Origin of the sequence: Polaromonas glacialis, assembly GCF_000709345.1 — a bacterium.
GTDB lineage: Bacteria > Pseudomonadota > Gammaproteobacteria > Burkholderiales > Burkholderiaceae_C > Polaromonas > Polaromonas glacialis.
In genome coordinates this window covers 76,098-98,539 of the sequence record NZ_KL448324.1, presented here as the reverse complement: position 1 = coordinate 98,539, position 22,442 = coordinate 76,098, and the positions used below count along the sequence as shown (strand labels likewise).

At 64.7% G+C, this 22,442-nt stretch carries 18 protein-coding genes; 6 read left to right on the top strand and 12 right to left on the bottom strand.

The features are described from left to right. Window positions 1-23: 23 nt before the first annotated feature. On the bottom strand, window positions 24-740 hold the full coding sequence (locus tag EC86_RS0120645; RefSeq protein WP_084181629.1) for a TauD/TfdA dioxygenase family protein: 717 nt from the start codon (window positions 738-740) through the stop codon (window positions 24-26). Between the two features lie 311 nt (window positions 741-1,051). On the opposite strand from EC86_RS0120645, the gene EC86_RS0120640 reads away from it, so the two are divergent. After that, window positions 1,052-1,750 (top strand): TetR/AcrR family transcriptional regulator, encoded by a 699-nt coding sequence (locus EC86_RS0120640; protein ID WP_029527781.1) that lies wholly within the window; start codon window positions 1,052-1,054, stop codon window positions 1,748-1,750. 189 nt (window positions 1,751-1,939) lie between these two features. Here the strand turns inward: EC86_RS0120640 and EC86_RS0120635 are convergent, their stop codons facing one another. Then, complete coding sequence (locus EC86_RS0120635) at window positions 1,940-4,060, bottom strand: oxidoreductase (RefSeq protein ID WP_029527780.1); 2,121 nt, start codon at window positions 4,058-4,060, stop codon at window positions 1,940-1,942. A gap of 170 nt (window positions 4,061-4,230) precedes the next feature. Here EC86_RS0120635 and EC86_RS0120630 point away from each other — a divergent pair, with 170 nt between their 5' ends. From EC86_RS0120630 to EC86_RS0120610, 5 genes are all read left to right on the top strand, one after another. Continuing rightward, window positions 4,231-4,980 carry an electron transfer flavoprotein subunit beta/FixA family protein gene (locus tag EC86_RS0120630; RefSeq protein WP_029527779.1) on the top strand — a complete coding sequence of 250 codons (750 nt, stop codon included), beginning with the start codon at window positions 4,231-4,233 and terminating at the stop codon, window positions 4,978-4,980. Beyond that, window positions 4,981-5,931: an electron transfer flavoprotein subunit alpha/FixB family protein gene (locus EC86_RS0120625; RefSeq protein ID WP_029527778.1), complete on the top strand. Its 951-nt coding sequence runs from the start codon at window positions 4,981-4,983 to the stop codon at window positions 5,929-5,931. A 57-nt stretch (window positions 5,932-5,988) separates the two neighbouring features. Then, window positions 5,989-6,723: a sulfite exporter TauE/SafE family protein gene (locus EC86_RS0120620; protein ID WP_029527777.1), complete on the top strand. Its 735-nt coding sequence runs from the start codon at window positions 5,989-5,991 to the stop codon at window positions 6,721-6,723. A gap of 100 nt (window positions 6,724-6,823) precedes the next feature. After that, a complete protein-coding gene (locus EC86_RS0120615) occupies window positions 6,824-7,597 on the top strand; it encodes an SDR family oxidoreductase (protein ID WP_029527776.1) in 774 nt (257 codons plus the stop codon). Window positions 7,598-7,614: 17 nt separating this feature from the next. Further along, a complete protein-coding gene (locus EC86_RS0120610; RefSeq protein WP_029527775.1) occupies window positions 7,615-7,989 on the top strand; it encodes a nuclear transport factor 2 family protein in 375 nt (124 codons plus the stop codon). Window positions 7,990-8,294: 305 nt separating this feature from the next. On the opposite strand, the gene EC86_RS0120605 is transcribed toward EC86_RS0120610, so the two are convergent. The 10 genes from EC86_RS0120605 to EC86_RS0120555 all read right to left on the bottom strand — a co-directional run bounded on the left by EC86_RS0120605 (window position 8,295) and on the right by EC86_RS0120555 (window position 22,430). Continuing rightward, the gene (locus EC86_RS0120605; RefSeq protein WP_029527774.1) at window positions 8,295-9,821 is read right to left on the bottom strand and encodes a DUF1302 domain-containing protein; all 1,527 of its coding nucleotides are present in this window, start codon (window positions 9,819-9,821) and stop codon (window positions 8,295-8,297) included. A 32-nt stretch (window positions 9,822-9,853) separates the two neighbouring features. After that, entirely contained in the window at window positions 9,854-11,215 is a 1,362-nt protein-coding gene (locus EC86_RS0120600; RefSeq protein ID WP_408633930.1) for a DUF1329 domain-containing protein, read from the bottom strand. Window positions 11,216-11,551: 336 nt separating this feature from the next. Further along, window positions 11,552-12,508, bottom strand: a complete 957-nt coding sequence (locus tag EC86_RS0120595; RefSeq protein WP_029527772.1) for an IS1595 family transposase — start codon at window positions 12,506-12,508, stop codon at window positions 11,552-11,554. Window positions 12,509-12,963: 455 nt separating this feature from the next. Beyond that, window positions 12,964-14,697: a class I adenylate-forming enzyme family protein gene (locus EC86_RS0120585; RefSeq protein WP_051676257.1), complete on the bottom strand. Its 1,734-nt coding sequence runs from the start codon at window positions 14,695-14,697 to the stop codon at window positions 12,964-12,966. A gap of 5 nt (window positions 14,698-14,702) precedes the next feature. Beyond that, window positions 14,703-15,848, bottom strand: a complete 1,146-nt coding sequence (locus tag EC86_RS0120580; protein ID WP_029527770.1) for an acyl-CoA dehydrogenase family protein — start codon at window positions 15,846-15,848, stop codon at window positions 14,703-14,705. A 44-nt stretch (window positions 15,849-15,892) separates the two neighbouring features. Continuing rightward, a complete protein-coding gene (locus EC86_RS0120575) occupies window positions 15,893-17,080 on the bottom strand; it encodes an acyl-CoA dehydrogenase family protein (protein ID WP_029527769.1) in 1,188 nt (395 codons plus the stop codon). Then, on the bottom strand, window positions 17,067-18,191 hold the full coding sequence (locus tag EC86_RS0120570; RefSeq protein WP_084181625.1) for an MBL fold metallo-hydrolase: 1,125 nt from the start codon (window positions 18,189-18,191) through the stop codon (window positions 17,067-17,069). Before EC86_RS0120570 ends, EC86_RS0120575 begins: the two co-directional genes overlap by 14 nt. Next, window positions 18,188-20,002: a long-chain-acyl-CoA synthetase gene (locus EC86_RS0120565; protein ID WP_029527767.1), complete on the bottom strand. Its 1,815-nt coding sequence runs from the start codon at window positions 20,000-20,002 to the stop codon at window positions 18,188-18,190. Before EC86_RS0120565 ends, EC86_RS0120570 begins: the two co-directional genes overlap by 4 nt. Before the next feature lie 44 nt (window positions 20,003-20,046). Then, complete coding sequence (locus tag EC86_RS0120560; protein ID WP_029527766.1) at window positions 20,047-21,228, bottom strand: acyl-CoA dehydrogenase family protein; 1,182 nt, start codon at window positions 21,226-21,228, stop codon at window positions 20,047-20,049. A gap of 23 nt (window positions 21,229-21,251) precedes the next feature. Further along, on the bottom strand, window positions 21,252-22,430 hold the full coding sequence (locus EC86_RS0120555) for a lipid-transfer protein (RefSeq protein ID WP_029527765.1): 1,179 nt from the start codon (window positions 22,428-22,430) through the stop codon (window positions 21,252-21,254). Window positions 22,431-22,442: the final 12 nt, after the last annotated feature.

Genomic DNA, 22,442 nt, shown 5'->3' with positions numbered 1-22,442 from the left:
TCGTCTCAGGGCTCGGAAGACAGCTAATCAATACGTAATGCGAACAGCGCCACATGCTGGCAGTGCGCATGCAGATAAGCCAGGATGGCGTCGCTTTCCGCTGGGGCCAGGCCGTCGATGTGCGTCGTGTAGGTCGGGCTGATGTAGAGTGCCTTGCGGCCCGTGACCGGGTGCGTGGTGACCACCGGGTGCAGTTGGCGCTTGTTCATCTTGATGACTTCAAGACAGCGCTCGTGCGTCACAACGTTCTGGCGCAGGGCCGTCGTCATCGGGCCGTTCATGTCGTGCCAGGCCTCAAGCCCGTCGAGGTACTGTTTCATGCGGTCGGACAGCGCGTCGTAGGCGGTCGTCATGCTGATCCAGCAGGTGTCGCCGCCGCAAGGCGGCAGGATTTTGGCCTGTGTCATGGTGACGATGGGCGCGCTGGGCAGAAAGCTCTCGTCGTGGTGCCACATGTCGGCGCGGTCGCCGAGCTTGGAGTCGATCAAGGTGATTTGCTCGAAACCCGGACCCAGGTTGGGGTAGAACATGTGAACTTCGGCTTCGCCGAAATGCTTTGCAATCGCCAGATGCTGCTCTGGCGTCAGCGCTGGAACATGCAGGACAAGTGCCTCGTGCTTGACCAGCGCGGCCTCGATGGCCTGCAGCGTTTCCGGCAAAAATACGTTGGCAAGATCAAGATCAAGCACTTCGGCGCCAATAGCGGGGCCAAGCGGGCGGACAGTAAAGGGTGACGACACAACAGTCTCCTGATGGATTTGGAATCTTTAGAATCAACAGGCCAAGCGACTCAGAGATGACCCGCTGGATGTATTCACATACGGGAAAAATCAACGTCGATGCCACTTGCATTTGCCGATCGGGTTCTCATGCCCTTGATGGCGAATTGTTTACACGCCAGGCTATTTTTCGATCGACACAGCAAAGTGTATGAAGGTCGCGCACCTTGCGATAGTCGCTTTCCCGAACAGCGAATCAACAACGCAACTTGTTGATTTTATTGAATAATTCGAATAATTGGCGACTCAGGAACAACCCCACTCGCATTTCCATGGACAAGAAACGCCATCCGCCCTCTTCTGGCACCTCGCCATCGCCGGGGCAGCTTCCCACGCCACGCAAGCGTCCCAACCAGTCGCGCTCGCGCGCGTTGGTCGACGCTGTGGCACAGGCCTGCCTGCGCATCCTGGACGAAGAGGGAGACGAGGCCCTGACCGTGGCCCGCATCGCGGAGGTGTCAGGCGCCGCCGTCGGCTCCATCTATCAATACTTTCCCAACAAGGACGCCATCGTTGCCATGCTGTACGAGCGCGTTCTCGACCAGGAGTCCGAGGAGTTGCTGTTGATGCGCGAAAGGTTGGCCGGCGTGCCGCTGACCACTGCCCTGCGCGAGATCCTGGCCAACATCATTCGTGTCGAGCTGCGGCTCTTCAAATTGAACCAGGCGTTTCACTTGCGCTACCACACGGCCCTGCATCTGGGGATGTGGCGCGGCCCGTACCGGACCGCCGGCGAATTCATCGAAGGCACCTGGCTGCCGCTGCTGCAGATGTATGCGCATGAAATCAACACCCCCCATCCCGCATTGGCGGCCTATTTGCTCGGGCAGGGATTGCGCAGCGTGATCCGGTCGGTGCTTGAAGACATTCCGGCGCAACTGGAATCTCCGGCCATGCTCGACAGCCTGGTTGGAATGGCTGTGGGTTGCCTGCAGCCGACGCCACCACACCGCACGGAGGCGGACGCGTGAAATGTCCCAAAGGAGGTGAGGATGCGGGAAAGTGACGCCGCGTTTTTCCGGCACGGGCGCATTGGCGTGCATCTTGTCTGAAAGCCGTGCGGGCGCATCCGGGGAACAGCGTTGAACCGCTACGCTGCGAGGGTGCGGCGGCTTGAAATTCCAAGCCGCCACACCGGGTGGTGAATGGATTGGGGTGGTCTAGACCGTGCGTCCGGCCCGGTTGCCGTCGTGCATCGCACCCTCGATGTAGCTGACGCTGGCGCAGTCGCCAATGCGCTGCACCGGCACGCCGCAGCCAGCCAGCGCGCTGGCCACGCTGTCGTCGGCCTCGGCGCCAATGGCGAGCACCACCGAGTCGGCGGGCGTGCGCTGCGCGGCGCCGTCGGCGTCAGTCCACAGCACGGCGTCGCGGGTGATTTCCTGCACCGTCGCCTTGAGGTGCAGCGTGCCGTGCGAGGTGACGGCATCGAGCACGCGCCAGCGCCGCACGATGGACAGCTCGCGGCCAGCGCGGTTGCCAGGCTCCAGCACCGTGACCTGGCGGCCGCGCGCCAGCAGAAATTCGGCCAGCTCCAGCCCGACCAGCCCGCCACCAACGATGACGACTTTCTTGCCCAGCGGCATCCACAACTTGGAGAGCTGCTGTAGCGCCTGCGTGCTGTCGGTCACGCGCAGCATGCCACCGGCCTTGAACATGGCGCGCTCGGCCAAGCCGAGCTTGGCCTTGGCAATCTCGTCGGCGCGGTCGCCGGTCATCAGGCGGCGCAGTTCGTCGCCGCTCCAGACATGCTTTTGCTCGGCACCCTTGATGGCTGGCGCAGCGCGCCGTGCGCCGGTGGCCACGACGATGGTGTCGGGCTTGAGCTGGGCAACCAGGGCTGGAGTCGCTTGGGTTGACAGTTTCACGTCAATCGGCGACTGCTTGACCTGCTCGACCAGGTAGTCCAGCAGCTTGCCGTTTTCCGGGTAGGCCAGCGCGGCAAAAAACAAGGTGCCGCCCAATCGGTCGCTGCGCTCGACCAATGTCACGCGGTGGCCGCGCAGGGCGGCAACGCGCGCCGCCTCCATGCCGCCGGGGCCGCCGCCGACCACCAGCACATGGCCGGGATTGGCTGCAGGAAGGATGGGCGCCTCGAACTCGTGGCCGGTCTGCGCGTTGACGGCGCACTTGACGCGCTTGTTGATGAAAATCTCGCTGACGCAGGCGTAGCAGTAGATGCAGGGCCGGATGTCCTGCGGGCGGTTGCGTTCCAGCTTGATCGGAATCTCGGGGTCGGCCAGCATCTTGCGCGCCATGGCGACAAAGTCGAACTGGCCCTCGGCAATCGCTTTGGCGGCCACGTCCGGCTCGATGCGGCCGGCGGTGATGACGGGAATGGTCAAGGCCTGCTTGATGGCTGCGGCATTCGAGACATAGGCCGCAGGTTTTTGCGGAATCGGCGCATCGGTAAAGTCCGCGCCCTTGGTCATGGTGGCGTAGGCCGAGACGCTGATGGCGTCGGCCCCGGCCGCCTCGCACAGCTTGGCCGTAGCAATGGCGTCCGGCAGCGTGATGCCGCCGGGCGTGTGCATCTCTTCGCTGTCCAGCCGCACCCAGACCGGAAAGTCGGCCCCCACGCGCGCCTTGACGGCGCGCAGTGTCTCGATCAACAGGCGGGCGCGGTTTTCCAGCGGGCCGCCGTACTCGTCGTCGCGCTGGTTGGAATAGGCCGACAGGAAGCCGGCCAGGATGTAGGTGTGCGCGCCGTGCAGCTCGACGGCATCAAAACCCGCCTGCTTGGCGCGCAGCGCGGCGGCGGCAAACCATTCGACCATCTGCGCAATGTCGGCCTTGTCCATCACGCGCATGCGTATCGGGTGCGGGCCGATGCCGATGAAGGTCGCCAGCTCTTCGGGCGTGATGGCCGACATGATGTCGTTCTTGACCATCTTCGGCATCGACGGCACCCACAGCTCGCGGCCCTGCGCCCGGTCCAGCGCGGCAGTCTTGCTTGCATGCTGCAGCTGCATGGCAATCTTGGCGCCATGGCGGTGCACGCGCTCGGCCACGGCGGCCAGGCCGGGAATGAAGTCGTCGCGCGAGACACCGACCTGGAACGGCTCACCCGTGCCATGCGGATAGGCGATGGAGCACACGCCCATCGTCAACAGGCCGGCGCCGCCTTTGGCGCGCGCCTCGTAATAGGCCTGGATGCGTTCCCCGCAGGTGCCGTCGGTTTCGGCGAAGTTCGACCCCATGGGCGCCATGACGATGCGGTTGCGGATGTCCAGCGTGCCGATGCGGCCCGGCTGAAGCAGCGGAGAAAAAGGATTGCTCATGGGTGTCTTGATGCCTCGCAGTAAAAACTGTTGCCATTGTGAAAGAGCCAAGGCGGCCAACATCGTCCATTCGGACGCTGACCTGCGTTCGACGTTACGCCACAGTAGGGAAGATTGATCACTGGCCTTTTATTTTTCGCTTCAAAAGACATTCACAGGAACCCTGCCCCATGAAAATTCTGGTCCCCGTCAAGCGCGTCGTCGATTACAACGTCAAGGTGCGCGTCAAGAGCGACGGCAGCGGCGTTGACATCGCCAACGTCAAGATGAGCATGAACCCCTTTGACGAAATCGCCATCGAGGAAGCCGTTCGGCTCAAGGAAAAAGGCGTGGCCACCGAGGTCATCGCCGTTTCCTGCGGCGTACTGCAGTGCCAGGAAACGCTGCGCACGGCCATGGCCATTGGCGCCGACCGCGCCATCCTGGTTGAAACCGCCGAGGAACTGCAGCCGCTGGCCGTGGCCAAGCTGCTCAAGGCGCTGGTAGAAAAAGAGCAACCCCAACTGGTGATCCTGGGCAAGCAGGCCATCGACGACGACTGCAACCAGACCGGCCAGATGCTGGCTGCGCTGCTGGGCTGGGGCCAAGCCACCTTCGCCTCCAAGGTCGAAGTCGCTGGCAGCCAGGTCAGTGTCACGCGCGAGGTCGACGGCGGCGCCGAGACCCTGAGCTTGAGCCTGCCGGCCGTCATCACGACCGACCTGCGCCTCAACGAGCCGCGTTACGTCACGCTGCCCAACATCATGAAGGCCAAGAAAAAGCCGCTTGAAAACCTCAAGCCCGAAGAACTCGGCGTCGATGTCAAGCCGCGCATCAAGACCCTCAAGGTCAGCGAGCCGCCCAAGCGCAGCGCCGGCGTCAAAGTGGCCGACGTGGCCACGCTGGTCGACAAACTCAGAAACGAAGCGAAGGTGATCTAAATGACTGCACTTGTAATTGCCGAACACGACAACGCCAGCATCAAGCCCGCCACCCTCAACACCGTGACCGCCGCCAGCCAGATCAGCCTGTTTGCCGACGGCCAGGTCCACCTGCTGGTGATGGGCCATGGCGCGCAGCAGGCGGCCGAAGCGGCCACGCACATTGCCGGCATTGCCAAGGTCATCCATGCCGATGGCCAGGCCCTTGCCCACGGCCTGGCCGAAAACATGGCCGCGCAGGTGCTGGCCCTGGCGCTGTCGGGCGGCTACAGCCACATCCTGTTCGCCGCCACCGCCAGCGGCAAGAACGTGGCGCCCCGGGTGGCGGCACTGCTGGATGTCGCGCAGATCAGCGACATCACCCGCGTCGATGCGCAGGACACCTTCGAGCGTCCAATCTATGCCGGTAACGCGATGGCGACCGTGCAGAGCCTGGACGCGACCAAGGTCATCACCGTGCGCACGACCGGATTTGACGCGACGGCGGCCAGCGGCGGCAGCGCCTTGGTGGAAATGGCCGGCGCCACGCCCGACACGGGCAAAACCCGCTTCGTAAGCAGCGAGATCGCCAAAAATGACCGGCCGGAACTGACGGCCGCCAAAATCATCGTCTCGGGCGGCCGCGCCCTGGGTTCGAGCGAAAAGTTTGCCGAAGTGATGACACCGTTGGCCGACAAGCTCGGCGCCGCGCTGGGTGCCAGCCGCGCGGCGGTCGATGCCGGTTACGCCCCCAACGACTGGCAGGTCGGGCAGACCGGCAAGATTGTCGCGCCGCAGCTGTATGTGGCCGTTGGCATTTCAGGCGCCATTCAGCACCTGGCCGGCATGAAGGACTCCAAGGTCATCGTCGCCATCAACAAGGACGCCGATGCGCCGATTTTTGGTGTGGCCGATTACGGCCTGGAGGCCGACCTGTTCACGGCGGTGCCCGAACTGGCGGCGGCGCTGTAGCGCCTGACTGCGCAGCCGCACAGGGCCAGGACCGCATGACCCTCCACCCCACAACGCATGCTTGAATTTGCCTTGCCGTCTCTGGCCGTTCTGCTCGGCTATATTGTGCTCGGCATCACGGGCTTTGGCTCGGCCCTGATCATCGTGCCACTGCTGAGCTGGATCTGGCCGCTGCCCGAAGTGGTGGCCTTGACCTTGTTGCTTGATCTGCCCGCCTGCGTGATGCACGGCGGATTGAACCTGCGCCAGGTGCGCTGGGACGAAGTGCGCAGGATGGTGCCGGGCATGCTGTTCGGCAGCCTGCTGGGCCTGTGGCTGGTTCGCATCCTGGAGCCGCGTTGGCCGCTGTTCTTTTTGGGGCTGTACATTGCCGCAGTGGGCGTCAAGCTCCTGCGCCGCCCCGCCCTGGTGCATGCCGGCCTGCCCGACAAGGCCTCGACGGCAGCCGGTGCGGCGGCTGGAATGGTCGAAACAATGTTTGGCTGCGCCGGACCGGTGCTTGTCACCTGGTTGCGCTGGCGTCTGCCCGACGTACGGCAAATGCGCGCCACCGCACCTGCCCTGATCGCGTGCAGCGCGTCCATTGTGATCGCCGGCCTGGGCGCAACCGGTCGCCTGTCGAGCAGCGAACTCTGGTGGCGCTGGCTCCTGATGGCAGGCTTTGCGCTGGCCGGTGTGGTGCTGGGTGACCGCCTTGCGCGCCATGTGCCTGCGCCTGTCCTGATGCGCTGGGTCGCCCTCCTGCTTATCGTGAGCGGCCTGCTGCTGACCAAACATGTGCTCGTAGCCTGAACGGTGGCCATCGTCCGTTTGGGTGTGGCCTGCCAGTGATGATTGCGGTCTGATGCCTGGCATCCCGTTTGTCATTGAACTTATGAAAAGGACTGTTCCCATGCCTCTTACCCTCGTTACCGGCTCGGCCTCCGGCATTGGCGCTGCCACCGTTGCCGCCTTGCAGGCCGCCGGCCACACCGTCATTGGCGTGGACCTGCGCAATGCCGACATCACCGGCGACCTGTCCACCGCCGAAGGCCGCCAGGCCATCCTTGCGCAGGCGCTGGAGCGTTCTGGCGGCACGCTCGACGGCCTGGTGCTGTGCGCCGGCCTGGGCGCGCAAGTGCAGCCGGCATCGCTGGTTACATCGGTCAACTACTTTGGCGCGGTCGAGCTGCTCGACGCCCTGCTGCCGGCGCTGCAAAAAGGCAAAAATCCTTCGGCCGTGGTGATTTCGTCGGTCGCTTCGGCCATGCTGCCGTGGGACAAGAACCCGCTGGCCGCCGCCTGCGAGGCCGGCGACGAAGCTGCCGTCGCCGCCATCGTCATGGGCGCGGGCGCGCAGGGTGGCAACCTGGCCTACGCCGGCTCGAAAAACGCCCTTACGGTGGCCGTGCGCAAGCGCGCTGCCGCCTGGGGCCAGGCCGGCGTGCGCCTGAACACGCTGGCGCCTGGCGCGACCGAAACCCCGCTGCTGCAGGCCGGCTTGCAAGACGCGCGCTACGGCGAAGCCATCAGGAATTTTGTCGCGCCCATCGCGCGCCGCGCCGAACCGAGCGAGATGGCCTCGGTGGTGGCCTTCCTGATGAGCCCGGCCGCCAGCTTCGTGCATGGCGCGCAGTTTTATGTGGACGGCGGCATCGACGCGGTCACTCGGCCCACACAGTTCTGAGCCAGGAACAACGAAACATGCCCACGCCCGAACACATGCAGGCCACTGTCGAGGCCTATGTCCGCGCACTCAACGCCTCTGACCTGGACGCCATCGTCGCGCTGTACGCCGACGATGCGGTGGTCGAAGACCCGGTGGGTACAGCGCCAAAGCGCGGCCTTGCCGAGATTCGCGCTTTCTATGCCGGCTCGCTGAAGCTCAAGCTGCGGGTTGAACTCGAAGGCCAGATCCGCGCCGTGGCCAGCGAGGCCGCCTTTGCCTTCAGCGTCTCTTTTGAGGTGAAAGGCCAGCGCACCACCATCCGGCCCATCGACCTGTTCCGCTTTGACGACGCCGGACGCATCGTGCAGATGCGCGCCTTCTTCGGGCCGGCCAACATCAGCGCGGACTGAGCCACCCGGCCGATCCGCCTGTCAACGCCGTCGCTGAAACAGCGTCGGAATTCAAGCCTTTTCAACGGTTTGCGCAGGCAGCGCGGGCGCTTTCAGCTCCTGAATGCATAGCATTTAAAATCTGCATGGTGGCCCCGCATCCTCACTGCGAGCGCAGCGCGGCAATCGAGCTGTGCGCTTCATGCATGACAGATCGCCACGCTGCGCACCGATGACGGTGCCGAACCACCGCATTGAAATGAACATGAATCGGCCATGAAAAAACCCGGGGAAGCCCGGGTTTTTTTACAAGTTTCTGGCCGACCTCAGAACGAATATTTCATGTTCAGCGCCAGCTGGTCGCGATCGGCAAGCAGACGATTCTCTGTCGCATCCAGAGACGCACCACCGGCATAACCCAAATAGGTCACGCCGATGGAGAGGTTCCCCTGGCGGACGAAAGAGGCGCCGATGCTGTAGCGCTTGTCGCCCTTGCCGCCGACGCTGCCCAACAAGGTACGGCCACTCAGCTGCTGCGAATAGCTGATGGGAACCGTGAGGTCCCAGCCTTCGAAAATGCCGGGATAGCCCAGCACCAGGGTGCCCGAAAATGCCAGGCCAGAGTCCGTCTTGAAAGTCAGGCCGCTCTCGGGGCCGTTGTACCCACGGTATTTCACGGCCGAGATTTCGCCCAGCAGGTTGACCGACTCGGCAAACGGCGTACGACCGAAGTTGGTAAAGGTACCGAGGTTGAGCTGCATGGCCTTGGCACGCACTGGCGTGCCGAGCGCACCCATGAGCACCGGTACACCATCGCGATAAGTCAGTTCACCGTAGCCGGAGGTATTGTTCAGCACCTTGGTGCTGACGGTTCCGCCGATCAGCTTGACTTTGTCAAAGTAGCGTACCTGGTACGAACTCGTGGCTGCGTTGATGATCGGCAGCGGCGTGCGGTCGTTGTAATTGAGGTAATACAGGCCCGCCTCGGTCTGGTCAGTGACGCGGTAGCGCGTGCCAATGCCCCACTGGCCGGTTTTGCTGGGCAGGATGTCGTTCCCGCGCAGGCCAAAGGTGCACCTGTTGCCCACATAGGGTTGCAGGCACGTGCCGCCCGGCCCCACGCCATCAGAGCTGTTCAGGAATGAACCTGGCGCCGGCGCGATGGTCTCATGAAACCCGAACTGATACTGACCCAGCAAGGTCAGGCGCGGCGTCACCTCGATGGAGGCGACGAGCTGGTCCTCGGGCAGGATCACGTCCTTGGTTTCAGTGCCCGGTACCCCGGTTTTGGTGCCGTCAAACGGTCCTTGCGCCTGCGCGATGTTGGGAAAGTACACCGACTCTCCCCAGTTGACCGCCTGGCGGCCCAGACGCACCGTGGCGCGGCTGGACTCGCCCAGCTCAAACGAGGTGTAGCCATAGGCATCCAGGATGCGGCTGTAGCCGCCGTGGTAGCGCCTGGTTGCATCGGTGAACTCGTTCACCCGGCCCGGCTTGTTCACCAGGCCGGTGTTGTCGTTGGTGCGATGGTAAACGTCGTCATAAAACGTGCTGCCGGACAGCACGAAGCCGCTCTCGCCCTTGGAGACCTTGCCCTCGAACAGCCCCGAAATACGGTTGGCCGTCAGGGCGTTCTTGGCAAAGTTGTTGTCTCCGTCGTTGGCGCCGGCATTGCGGGCCAGCACCGGGTCGGCACTCTTGGTGCGCTGCGACAGCGTGTAGTTCGTTGTAAAGCGCCAGTCCAGATTCACGCCATTCTCAAAAGTAATGGTTTCACCGGCCTGTGCAATGCCAGACGCGACCAGCACCAAAATGGCCATGGCAACGGGCTTGAGTGTCTTGTTTTTTTTCATCATTAGGTCTCCTTGTTTTTCTGTGAAAGCACTTAGTTGCCAGCGTTGCGTGCTGCTTCCGGCGTGAACATGGACGGGGTCAGGTTGCCCTTGTTCAGGATTGGCCCGTTGGGGCGTTCCTGGAACAGGTTGTAGGCAATGTAGCCGCCCGAGTTCAGGTCGAAATAAAAGGCCGTGCCCGCCTGCCACGCGTTGATGTCAAAGCCGTAGTAGTAGTTCAGGAAGGCGTACTGCCACAGCGAGCCACGTGCGTCATACATGTCGGCCATCACGGCCTGGCCGGTATCCTCGTCCAAGAACAGCACGCGCTTGCCGTACAGGTGGCGATAACCCTCTTTCAACGTTCCCTCGACGGCCCAGACGCGGCGCAGCTCCCAGCGGATGAATTCGGGGTTGGGCACGCCCGGCTTGAGCAGGTCAGCATACTTGACGGTCTTGGCGTGCAGCTTGTAGGCGTTGGCGGGGACGTACATCTCGCGCTTTCCCAGCAGTTTCCAGTTGTAGCGCTCGGGCGAGCCGTTGAACAGGCGGTCGGAGTCAATCGTCATCTTGCCGCCGGAGCCGCCCAGGGGCTGGTCAAAGCCGTACTCGGGCAGCTGGCGCACGCGGCGCGTACCGGGGTCGTAGCTCCAGGCCAGGCGTTTGTCCTTGGCGAAATTGACGGGCTCGGACGAGACGCTGACGCTGCCCTTTTCGCGCTCGGGCAACAAGGTACCCGTGCTGCTGTAAGCCATCACACCTTCAAGCGGCTTGCCCACCTCGTCCGGCTTGCCGACGATACCCAAGTTGCGGTTGCGCTGCCTGCCCCAGGCAATGTTGCCATCGGACAGCACGTTGGCAAAGTCGGTGGTCTTGTCTTCGTTGAAGGCCCGGTTGGGGAACATGTTGTTCATCAACGCTTCCTGGCCGTTCTTCGGGATCGGGAACGGGATGGCACCCTTGAGCGCGCCACTGATGCCCAGGCCGCCGTCGGTGATCTCGGCATTCAGCGCATTTTTCTTGGCCACTTCGCAGGCCGAGTCGGGCAGGCGGAAATCACGGTGGCCCGGATAGACCTCCATGCGGAAGGTCTTGGGAAACTTGGCAAACAGGGCTTTTTGACCATCGGACAGCTTGGATGCGTACTGCGCCTGGTTGTCGGCGGTGATGCTCAGCACCGGCTTTTCTCCGGCATACGGGTCCACCGGGTGCTGGCCGACGTGCGGGGTGTACTCAACGCCGGGTGGTGTGCCCAGCCACTTGCCGGTGAACTCGGGAACGCCGTCCTTGGTGCCGGCTTTCTCGGCGCCGACGCAGGTCAGCTCCTTGCCCAGTTTGTCGGCCTCGGCGGCGGGCACTTTGGCCAGCGCGCTGCCGGCCATGAGCAAGCTCACGGCAACAGGTATCAGGGTCATCGTTACTTTCATCAAAGTCTCCTTTTCCCTTGTTCAAGGGAGTAGTAATCCAGGTCGCCACGCAAGCGCGTGAGGGGCAATACAGACGAGTGGGAAAATAATTTCAATGCCCAGCCATCTCGACTGGAATTGTTGGTTCAGGCCACATTCTCTCCATCGTCTAATAAGACTAGGTTATGACCCGCAGGGCCGCAACCGGCAACTGGCGGCCGTCACACGCCGGTGAACCGGTCACGTCCCGCACACATGGGTGGCCGCCAATTGCTATTTAATCAATAGCTGCAAGCGCACTACGGCTAAGCGAAACGGGCATTTTTTCCTGATTAGCGACTTACCTCAGATTCGCAACACCTTCAACGGCAGCGGCCTTGTGGTGGCCAGTGCCCGCAGCAGCCTGGGCAGCCTGGGCAGCATGGCGGGCAGGTCAAAGCGGCGGTTGAAGCGATAGCAAAACTCGGCCAGATAGCGCGCGGCATATTTGGCATGGTCAAACGAATGGTAGGTGCCCGCCATGCTGGTCTTGAGATTGCTCAGCAGGGTATTGACCCAGTGCAGCTGAGGCGTTTGCACGCCCTGGCGCCCACCGCCGGTGACATGGCGCTCGTGCGTAGCGCCCGCTTGGCACACATGGGCAAAAGCGGCCGTGCCATCGCTCACCACATGGCAGCCGGGCGCTAAGTGGCGCCCGGCCCATTGCTTGACGTCCTCGATCGTGAAATCGGCCACGGGCGTCAGGCGCATGTACAGGGGCCTGCCGTCCGAGTGGGTCTGCACCGCAGCGATAAAGGCCGTCTTGTTGGCCGCCTTGCGCCCGCCGTTGATGTGGCCCGCACGCTCGCCCCCGAGGTAGGCATCGTCGATCTCCACGCGCCCGTGCAAGCGGTAGCGCGCATCGCGCTGGCTCATGGTCTGCATCAGCTTGTGCTTGAGTAGCCATGCTGTTTTGTAGGACACGCCGAGCTGGCGCTTGAGTGCCAGGGCGCTGATAGCGTTTTTGTACTGCGTCAGCAGGTACATGGCCAAAAACCACAGATTCAAGGGCAGATGGGTGTGCTCCATCACCGTGCCCACGATGCTGGAGGACTGGTAGCCACAGACAAAGCACTCCCACAGCTGGCGGCCCGGGCCATTGCGGGTGAGAAAAAAGCGCTTGCAGCCGCAGTGCGTACATCGCCAGCCGTGGGGCCATCGTGCGGCAATGAGGGCGCGCTCGCATTGCGCCTCGCTGCCGTAAAGCGCCTGGAACTGGGGCAGCGAGAGCCCGCGCTGGAACTGGATGGCATTCATTGACATGACCTGCTCCTTGGCCGATGACTCGGCATCGCCTGTTGGACAACAGACATGCCTGAAGGTTCAACGTGTCTGAGGTAAGTCGCTAATCAGGCATTTTTTCTTGAAATTTTGAGGCATTCCCAGTGGCGGCATGAACGCCGTCCTCGTGCCGGGTTTACACATTTTTTTCTGCTGTGCCAAGGCCGCGATGGAGCACGGCCGCAAAAAGTTACGCTTTATTTATGTCTCTGGCAGGAAGCGACTGCCTGGTGAGCGTGCAGGCTGGCGTGCGCACCGAAAAAATTCCTGGCCCACCTTTCTTCGCCAGCGAATGAAGGGGCACGCCGTCATGCGACGGCAAGACGGCCTGGATCATTGAGAGAAACCGATGCGGCGGGTGTTGCACCACGCATGATTCGGCCCGCGCCGCGCCAGTGCGATACAGCGGCTGGCGCGGCCGCGTGGTCGCAGCGCGATCAGGCTGGCGCGTACTCGCGCTTGAGCGCGGTCTTGAGCATCTTGCCGGCCGGGTTGCGCGGCAGGCTGTCCTGGCGCACGTAAACCAGTTTGGGCACCTTGTACGCGGCCAGGCGGGCAGCGACATGCGCCTGTACGTCTTCGGCGCTCAAGTGGGCGCCGGGCGTGAGCACGACCACGGCGACGACGGCCTCGCCGGTCTGATCGTCGGGCTGGGCAAACACCGCCGCCTCGACCAGCAAGGGGTGCTGCAGCAGGCAGGACTCGATCTCGGCGGCAGCGATTTTCTCGCCGGCGCGGTTGATCACGTCCTTGATGCGGTCCACCACGCGCAAGAAGCCGTCGGCGTCCAGAATGCCGATATCGCCGGTGCGAAACCAGCCGCCTTCCATCGCCTTGGCGCTGGCTTCGGGCTGGCCGCAGTAGCCCTGCATCACGGTGACGCCGCGCAGCCACACCTCACCCGGCTGGCCCGTCGGCATGGGCGTGCCGTCAAAGTCGGCCACGCGCAGCTCGATGATGGGCGCGATCATTCCCGACGCCTGCGGCCGCAGCTGGAACAGCAGCCCCGAAGCGGCCGCGCCCACGCCGTTGGTCTCGGTCAGGCCAAAGCCGACCCCCGACATGGCGTCGCCGCGCCGACTCAGTACGTCGTCGATCAGCCGCTGCGGCAGGCCGGCGCCGCCAAAGCCGACGCCGCCCAGGCTACCGGTGATGGCCGGGTCGTCAAAGCCGGGCTCGGCCAGCAACTGCATCACCATCGACGGCGCGCCGTTGAACTGGGTGATTTTTTCGCTCTGGATCAATTTCAGCGCCTGCGCCGGCGCCCAGCGGTGCATGAACACCAGCCGGCGTCCGTGGCGCAGCGAGGCCAGCAGCTGCGCATGCAGGCCGCTGACGTGAAACAGCGGCACGGCGGTCAGCGTGGTCGGCTGCAGGCCGCGCGCCATCATGACCTTGACCATGTCGGGCGAGGTCATGGCGGTGATGGCGCCGATGTAGTCGATGTTGTGCAGCGCCTGGCAGACCGAGCGCTGGCAAGAGAGCACGCCCTTGGCCTGGCTGCTGGCGCCCGAGGTGAACAAAATCAGTGCGTCGTCGTCTGGTGCCGGCACGGGCGGCTGCAGCGCTTGCGCGCCGGGCGCGATCAGTGCGGCCCAGGCCACGTCGCCCTGCCCCGGCTCGCCCTCGACCACGGTCGCGCGGCAATCGAGCGCGGCCAGGTCGGCGCCCACGCGGGCAAAGCGTTCGGCGTCGCAGATCAGCCAGCGCGGCCCGAGGTCGCGCAGGTTGGCCAGCAGTTCACCCTGCAGGCCAAAGCTGTTGAGCGGCGCGGGCACGGCGCCCAGCAGCGCCACCGCGGCAAATGCCACCGCCCACTCGGGCCGGTTGCGCATGGCAATGGCAATGCGGTCGCCGGCCTTGACGCCGTGCCCGGACTGCAGGCGCCCGGCCAGCGCGTCCACCGCCTGGTAAAAGCGGTCAAACGTCCAGCGGTCGCCTTCGTAGACCATGAATTCGCGCGCGCCATGCACGCGGCCGGCGTCAATCACCGCCGGCAGCGAGGCCAAGGCGTTGCGGTAGGCGGGCAGCGTCTGGCCATTGACGCTGATCTGGGTCAGCTCGAAAGGCGCGCCGGGCGCGATGAGCTGCGCGTGGCAGCGGGCGAACTCGCTGAGTAAATCCGGCTCTGGAGGCGACGCAATGGCGGTGGTGGTTGCAGCAGAAGTCATGGCGTTCAAAACCCTTTCAGTCGTGCATAGCGCTCGCGGTGAAACACCGCGTCGCCCAGGCTGTGTTGCAGCACGCGGGCGCGCTTGACCATCAGCCCCAAATCAAATTCGTCGGTCACGCCGATGCCGCCGTGCAGCTGCACCGCCTCGTTCATCAGCTTTTCGCACAGGTCGGAGGCACGCGCCTTGGCCAGGCTGGCCAGCAGCGCCAGTTCGGCATCATTCGCGTCAATGGCCGACAAGGCGGCGCGCACGCAGCTTTCCAGCATTTCCAGCTCGACGTAGAGCCGCGCCATGCGGTGCTGCAGCGCCTGGAAGGAGCCAATCTGCACATCAAACTGCACGCGCTCCTTCAGGTAGGCGTTGGTGCGCTCGAAAGCCTCGCGCAGCAGGCCCAGCCCTTCGGCGGCCAGGCAGATGCGGGCGCGGTCCAGCACGGCGTCCAGCGCCTGCGCGCCATCATCAGCGGCGTTCAGGCGCAGCTCGTCGGCCACTTCCACGCCCGCCAGTTGCAGGCGCGCGTGGTTGCGGCTGTCGGCCAGCAGCGTCGGCTGCAGCGTGAGGCCGGCCTGCGTGGCCTCGACCATGAACAGACCCAGGCTATCGCCCGCGCCCTGCGCATCTTGCACACGCGCCACGACGATCAGCCAGGGCGCGTCTATGCCGTCGATGACAAACCATTTCTCGCCATCGAGCACCCAGCCGTTGCCCTGGGCATTGCGCCGGGCGCGCGTCATGATGCGCTTGGGGTGGTGGCGACCCTGCTCGTCCAGCGCCAGGGCCAGGCGCTGCTGGCCGTCCACCAGGCCGGGCAGCCAGCGCTGGCGCTGCGCCTCGCTGCCGGCAGCGAGCACCAGCTCGCCGCACAGCACCACCGACGATAGCAGCGGCAGCGCTGCCAGCGTGCGGCCCATGGCCTCGAACACCGCGCCCAGGCCGGCGTAGCCCACGCCCAGGCCGTCATACGCCTCGGGAAAGACGGCAGCCGGCCAGCCCAGATCAACCACCTGCTGCCACAGCGCCGGCTCAAAGCCCAGCGGTGCGCGCTCGTCGCGCAGGCGGCGCTGCAGGCTGATGGGCGACTGCGCGTTCAAAAATTCAGTGGCGCTGTCGCCCAGCTGGCGCTGTTCATCGTTCAGCAAAAAACTCATGCCTGTGTCTCCGGTTTTTTTGTCGTGTGCATCGCGGTGTTCTTTCAGCCCGGCAGGCCGAGCACGCGCTTGGCAATGATGTTGAGCTGCACCTCGCTGCTGCCGCCAGAGATGGTGTAGGTCTTGGCCAACAGCCAGAGCCGGCAGATGTCGTGCTCGTCGGCGCTGAACTCGCTCCCTTCCCAGCTCAGGCCGCGCTGGCCCATCAGCTGCGTCAAGAGCTCGTACTTGGCCACTTCCTGCTCGGTCTGCACCAGCTTCATGATGGACGACGGGCCGCTGATGTCCATCCGCGCCATGCCTTCTTCCTTGACGCGCTGGTGCGTCAGCGAAAACGCGTGCGAGTCCATCAGCAGCGCGGCCAGGCGGTCGCGCCATACCGGCTCCAGCAAGGTGCCGTCTTCGTCATACAGATAGGGCCGCGCCACGGCCAGCGCGTCGTGCGACGGCGCGGCGCCCTCGCTGAACTTGGACATGGCGGCGCGCTCGTGCTGCAGCAGCTTCTTGGCCACGGTCCAGCCGCCGTTGAGCGGGCCGATCAGCTGGCGCGCCGGCACCCGCACGTCGTCAAAAAACACCTCGCAAAAGCTCGACTTGCCGCTGATCAGCTCGATGGGCTTGACCGTGACGCCGTGGCTTTTCATGTCGATCAGCACAAAGCTGATGCCTTGCTGCTTCTTCACCGTGGTGTCGGTGCGCACCAGCGCGTACATCCAGTCGGCCGCATCGCCGTAGGACGTCCATATTTTCGAGCCGTTGACGACGAAGTCGCCGTTCTCGTCCACGCGCGCCGAGGTCTTCAGGCTGGCCAGGTCGGAGCCGGCATTGGGCTCGCTGAAACCCTGGCACCAGCGCATGCGCCCCTCCATCATGGGCGGCAAGTGCTCTCGCTTTTGCGCTTCGGTGCCCAGCTCCAGCAGCACCGGACCGAGCATCCACACGCCCAGGTTGAACTGGGGCGGGCGGCAGGCCAGGCGCAGCATTTCCTGCTCGACGATGCGCGCCTGCTTGGGGGCCAGGCCGCCGCCGCCCAGCTCGGCCGGCCAGTCGGGCGCAAACCAGCCCCGGTCGCGCATGCGCTCGAACCAGACGCGCTGGTCGTCGTTGGCAAACTTGACCGTGGAGCCGCTCCAGACGATTTGCTCTTGCGTCAGGGGCTGGCGCATGGCGGGCGGGCAGTTGGCTTCCAGCCAGGCGCGGGTTTCGGCGCGAAAATTTTCAGTGTCTTGCATGGTTTTCCTCTGCGAGTTCGGGGCTGTCGGTAGCGTCGGAAGGAGGAAGTGTCAGCGCAAACGACGGGTCGGCCAGCGCAAAACGGTAAACACCGTCTTCGTCGAGCACGCGCCGCAGCACGCCTTCAAAGCGCAGCCAGGACAGGTGGGCAATCGACTCGCCCAGCGCCAGCATGTCGTCGACCGGGCCGCGCAGGCGCGGAAACAGGCACAGCATGGCTTCAAAGGCGGTGCAGCTGGCGTTGTCGGTCAGGTAGGCGCGCAGCAGCACGAACTGGTGCTCGTGGTGCTCGCGCAGTTCTTGCGTGCGCGCATGCAGGCCGCGAAACACCCGCTCGTGCGAAGGCAGCACCAGCGTGCCGGGCGCCAGTTGCTCCAGCCGCGTCAGCGAGGCCAGCCACAGCTTGAGCGGATTGGCCTCGGGCTCAATGCCGGTGACCAGCACGTTGGAGCTGATGCGCGGCAGCAGCTGGTCGCCGGCAATCAAAATCTCGTCCTGCTCGCAGTACAGGCAGGCATGCTCGGGCGAGTGGCCTTCGCCAATCACCACACGCCAGATGCGCCCACCCAGCTCGATCTCGTCGCCGCCGCGCAGGCGCGTGAACGAATGCGGCTGCGGCGGCAGAAAGGGGTCTTTGCGCATGGCTTTCCACATGCGGTCGACGCGCTCTTGCGGCATGCCGGCGCGCTGGTAAAACTCGACCTGAGCCTGCGGCAAGGGGTCGGGCATGGGATCGGCCAGCGTGCGCATCATGTAGTACTCGCCGTGCGTCATGTACAGCGGGATGCCAAAGCGCTCGCACAGCCAGCTCGCCAGCCCCGCGTGGTCGTAGTGCATGTGGGTGCAGACCAGCCGGACGATGGGCAGGCCCTGCAGGTGGTGGGCGGCAATGTGTTCCCAGCGCTCGCGCGTGAGTTCGGTGTTCAGGCCGGTGTCTATCAGCGTCCAGCCCTCTTCTGCGCGCAGCAAATAGACGTTGATGTGGTCCAGCGCCATCGGCATGGGCATGCGCACCCACAAAATGCCGGGCGCCACCTCGACCACCGAGCCGTCGGTGGCCGGTGCGGTGAAGGGGTAGTCAAGCACCACCCGGGCGTGCAGCCGCGTCATGCCAGGGCCTTTTGCGCCGGCGCCATCGCATTGACGGGCAACAGGGGCACGTAGGTCTGTGCCTTGTCATCGCGCACGAACAACGGGTCCTGGACCAGCGCCGTGTCGTAGCCCTGGCGCTGCAGGTCAACCTTGCGCAGCTTGTAGTTGCCGGTCATGTCGGTGGTCGGCGCAATGCGCAGAAACAGCGGCGCGGCGTAGCGCGGCAGGCGCTCCAGCGCAAAGGCCCAGAACGCCGCGGGATCGAACTCCACGCCTGGATGCAGCACCAGCGCGGCCATGCCGGCGCGGCCGTCGGCGCCCTCCACCTTCACGCCGTAGACGGTGATGGCGTCAAGCCCCGCAAAGTCGCCCAGCGCATCGGCCACCTCGGTGGTCGAGACGTTCTCGCTGTTCCAGCGGAAGGTGTCGCCGATGCGGTCAACGAACCAGCAGTAGCCGTCGGCATCAATGCGCAGCAGGTCGCCCGACGACCACCAGGCGTCGCCTTCCTTGAAGACGTTGCGCAGAACCTTCTTTTCCGTTGCCTCGGCCGAGGTGTAGCCTTCGAAACGGCCGCCCACCACGTCGGGAATGTCGATGATCATGCCGATGGCCTCGCCGACCTCGCCGACCTCGCACAGCTGCAAAAAGCCGTTCTCGTCGCGCGGGTGGCTGTCGCTGTCGATGTCGTAGCGCACCAGGCGCAGGTTGGTCTTTTCCCAGAACGGCACGCGGCCGCACGAGCCGATGCGGTTGTCGACGTTGATGGTGTTGGTGTTGGACTCGGTCGAGCCCCAGCCCTCGTAAATGTCGAAATCGCCAAAACGGCGCACCCACTGGTCCCAGATTTCGGGCGCCATGCCGGCGCCGACCATCTTGCGCAGCGGGTGGTCGCGGTCGTCGGGCTGCGGCGGAACGGTCAGCAAAAAGCGGCAAATCTCGCCCACGTACTGGCAAATCGTCACCTGGTGGCGGCGCACGTCGGGCCAGAACTCGCTGCGGCTGAACTTGCGGCGCAGCAGCAGGCTGGCGCCCGAGACAAACGCCGTGGCGCCGGCCGACAGCGAGGCCGCGCCATGGTAGAGCGGCAAGAAGCAATAAAAGCAGTCGCTGGCCTGCACGTCCATCGTCGCCTGCATGACGTCGCCGGTGATGAGCCAGCGGGCGTGGCTGATCACCGCCGCCTTGGGCAGTCCGGTGGTGCCGGAGGTAAAGATGTACAAGGCCGGGTCGCCCGCCACCAGCCCGGCGCGCCACTCGGCCGGCGGGTTGGTGTCAGGCGCCTGGGCTGCCGCCTGCGCCAGATCCAGCACGCAGCGCTCGCGCAGCGCCGCTGGCGCAGGCCGCTCTGCGTCCGGCCAGAGCCAGTAGCGCATGTCGCCGGGCAGCTCGGTCGCGGCAAACAGCGCCAGGCACTCCTCGCCCACCACGATGTGCCGGGCGCCCGTGGCGTCCAGCGCATGCAGCAGCGGCTTGCCGCTGACGTTGGTGTTGAGAAACGCCACGCGCGCGCCCAGCTTGGCCAGGCCCAGCCAGGCAAACATGAACGCCGGACGGTTCTCCATGCACAGCGCCACCACGTCACCACAGCGCACGCCCTGCGCGTGCGCGGCGTGTGCCACCTGGTTGATGCGGCGGTTGGTCTGGTCGTAGTCGTAATGCTCGCTGCCATACCCAATGCAGGGCCGCGTGGCAAAGCGCACGGCGCTTTCCTCGATACGGTCGGCCATCGTGTAGGTTTGCGAGGCGCGGTGGCGCTGGCCCGCCTGGTTACGGTGGTCGAGTTTGGCCTGCGTCACTTCGCGCGGCACGATGGATGCTGTATTCACGCGGTTTCCCTTTGTGTCGTTGTGTGGGCGATGGGCCGGACGCTTCAGCGCACCGGACGCGGCATGTTCAGGCCGAACTGCGCGATCAGCTCACGCTGTATTTCGTTGGTGCCGCCGCCAAAGGTCAGCAGCGTGCTGGCGCGCACCTCGTACTCCAGCTCGCCCAGCAGCAGCGCGGCGCTGGAGCCGGAACGCACCAGCGCGCTGGCGCCGACGATATCGATGAGCTTGCGCAAAATCTCCAGCACGCTTTCCGAGCCATAGACCTTGGTGGTCGAGGCCAGCGCCACGTCCATGCCGCCCGACTCCAGGTCGGCCGCAATGCGAAAGTTGATCAGGCGCATGGCCTCCATGCGCGCATAGCACTCGGCCAGCGAGCGCCGCACCCAGGGCTGATCGACCGCGCGGCGGCCCTGCTCGTCGCGCGCCTTGGCCCACTGCAGCACCCGGGTAAACGGGCCGAACACCTTGTCCGACCAGGAGCCCAGGCCCAGGCGCTCGTGGTTGAGCTGTGCGGTGATGAGCTTCCAGCCGCCGTGCAGTTGGCCGACCAGCCGGTCGGCCGGCACCTGGACGTTGTCGTAGTAGGTGGCCGCCGTGAAGTTGCCCACGGTCTTGATCAGCGTGTGCGAGAAGCCTGGCGCATCGGTGTCCAGGATCATGATCGAGATGCCCTTGTGGCGCGCCAGATCGGGGCTGGTGCGGGCGGCCAGCCAGACATGGTCGGCCGACTCGATGCCCGAGGTCCACAGCTTGGCGCCGTTGACCACGAAATGGCCGGTCTCCAGGTCGCCTTCCAGGCGTGCCTGCGTCTTGAGCGTGGCCAGGTCGGAGCCGGCCTGCTGCTCGGAGTAGCCGATGGCAAAGATAATTTCGCCAGCGGCAATGCCGGGCAAAAAGCGCTCTTTTTGCGCCTGCGTGCCGTTTTCCATCAGTGCCGGGCCGACGGTGCTGATGGTCACGAAGGGCAGCGGCGCGCCGGCAATGTTGGCCTCTTCAAAGAAAATCAGCTGCTCGGTGGCGCTCAGGCCCTGGCCGCCGTGCGCCTTGGGCCAACCCACGGCCAGCCAGCCGTCGCGGCCCATCTGGCGGATGGTATTGCGGTAGGTGTCGCCGCCTTCGGCGCCGCGCAGCTCCTGGCGCAGCTCGGGCGTCATCAGGTCGTTGAAATAATCGCGCACCTTCAGGCGAAGGGCGTGCTGTTCGGGGGTGAGGTCAATAAACATGGTGTGTGTCTCCTTGCCCGGTTTCAGGCGTCGCCCAGAATCAGGCCGCTGGTGGGAACGCCGGTGCCGGCCGTGACCAGCACGTTGTGAACGTCGCTGACCTGGTTGACCGAGCTGCCGCGCACCTGGCGCACGCCCTCGGCCACGCCGTTCATGCCGTGGATGTAGGCCTCGCCGATCTGGCCGCCATGGGTGTTGATGGGCAGCTTGCCGCCGCGCGCGTGCTCGCCGGCGCGGATGAAGTCCTTGGCCTCACCGCGCTTGACGAAACCGAACTCTTCGAGCTGCGGCAAGACGAAAGGCGTGAAATGGTCATAAATGACCGCCGTCTGGATGTCTTCGGCCGACAGACCGCTTTGCTGCCAAAGCTGCTTGGCAACCAGCCCCATTTCGGGCAGGCCAGTGATGTCTTTGCGAAAGTACGACGTCATGATTTGCTGGCCGTCGCTCAAGCCCTGGGCCGCGCCCTTGATGATGACGGGCTTTTGCTTGAGGTCGCGCGCCCGCTCGCTGGACGTGATGACCATGGCGACGGCGCCGTCGGACTCCTGGCAGCAGTCCAGCAGATGCAGCGGCTCGCAAATCCAGCGCGAGGCCTGGTGCTCTTCGAGCGTGATCGGCTTGCCGTGGAAGAACGCTGCCGGGTTGGTGGCGGCAAAGTCACGCGCTGCCACGGCCACGCGGCCAAAGTCCTCGCTGGTGGCGCCGTAGGTGTGCATGTAGCGCTGGGCGAACATGCCCACCCATGCGGCCGGCGTGTGAAAGCCGTAAGGCATGTACCAGCCGTAGTTGACGTTCTCGACAATTGGCGACGAACCAAAGCCGTAGTTGCCGTTGCCAAAGCGGTACCAGCTGCGCTCGTTCATGGCGCGGTAGACCACCACCGTCTTGGCGATGCCCGTGGCCACGGCCATCGCGGCGTGCAGGATCGGCGCGCAGGCGGCGCCACCGCCATGCGGCACTTGCGAGAAAAACTTGATGTTTTTGGCGCCCAGCAAGCGGGCGATTTCGTACTCGGGCACCTTGTCGATGGAGTAGGACGAAAAGCCGTCGACTTCGCTGGGGTCGATGCCGGCGTCGGCCAGCGCGGCCAGCGTGGCCTCCATGGCCAGCCGTATTTCGGTGCGGCCGGAATTCTTGGAGAACTCGGTGGTGCCCAGGCCGGCAATGGCGGCGCGGCCGGAAATTGAGAGATCGTTCATAAAAATGTGTGC

Coding starts and splice junctions, on each gene's coding strand:
- EC86_RS0120585 (WP_051676257.1), bottom strand. CDS start 14,697: ATGACTTCTGCTGCAACCACCACCGCCATTGCGTCGCCTCCAGAGCCG.
- EC86_RS0120580 (WP_029527770.1), bottom strand. CDS start 15,848: ATGAGTTTTTTGCTGAACGATGAACAGCGCCAGCTGGGCGACAGCGCC.
- EC86_RS0120610 (WP_029527775.1), top strand. CDS start 7,615: ATGCCCACGCCCGAACACATGCAGGCCACTGTCGAGGCCTATGTCCGC.
- EC86_RS0120625 (WP_029527778.1), top strand. CDS start 4,981: ATGACTGCACTTGTAATTGCCGAACACGACAACGCCAGCATCAAGCCC.
- EC86_RS0120605 (WP_029527774.1), bottom strand. CDS start 9,821: ATGAAAAAAAACAAGACACTCAAGCCCGTTGCCATGGCCATTTTGGTG.
- EC86_RS0120615 (WP_029527776.1), top strand. CDS start 6,824: ATGCCTCTTACCCTCGTTACCGGCTCGGCCTCCGGCATTGGCGCTGCC.
- EC86_RS0120570 (WP_084181625.1), bottom strand. CDS start 18,191: ATGACGCGGCTGCACGCCCGGGTGGTGCTTGACTACCCCTTCACCGCA.
- EC86_RS0120595 (WP_029527772.1), bottom strand. CDS start 12,508: ATGTCAATGAATGCCATCCAGTTCCAGCGCGGGCTCTCGCTGCCCCAG.
- EC86_RS0120560 (WP_029527766.1), bottom strand. CDS start 21,228: ATGTTTATTGACCTCACCCCCGAACAGCACGCCCTTCGCCTGAAGGTG.
- EC86_RS0120630 (WP_029527779.1), top strand. CDS start 4,231: ATGAAAATTCTGGTCCCCGTCAAGCGCGTCGTCGATTACAACGTCAAG.
- EC86_RS0120600 (WP_408633930.1), bottom strand. CDS start 11,215: ATGACCCTGATACCTGTTGCCGTGAGCTTGCTCATGGCCGGCAGCGCG.
- EC86_RS0120635 (WP_029527780.1), bottom strand. CDS start 4,060: ATGAGCAATCCTTTTTCTCCGCTGCTTCAGCCGGGCCGCATCGGCACG.
- EC86_RS0120620 (WP_029527777.1), top strand. CDS start 5,989: ATGCTTGAATTTGCCTTGCCGTCTCTGGCCGTTCTGCTCGGCTATATT.
- EC86_RS0120640 (WP_029527781.1), top strand. CDS start 1,052: ATGGACAAGAAACGCCATCCGCCCTCTTCTGGCACCTCGCCATCGCCG.
- EC86_RS0120575 (WP_029527769.1), bottom strand. CDS start 17,080: ATGCAAGACACTGAAAATTTTCGCGCCGAAACCCGCGCCTGGCTGGAA.
- EC86_RS0120555 (WP_029527765.1), bottom strand. CDS start 22,430: ATGAACGATCTCTCAATTTCCGGCCGCGCCGCCATTGCCGGCCTGGGC.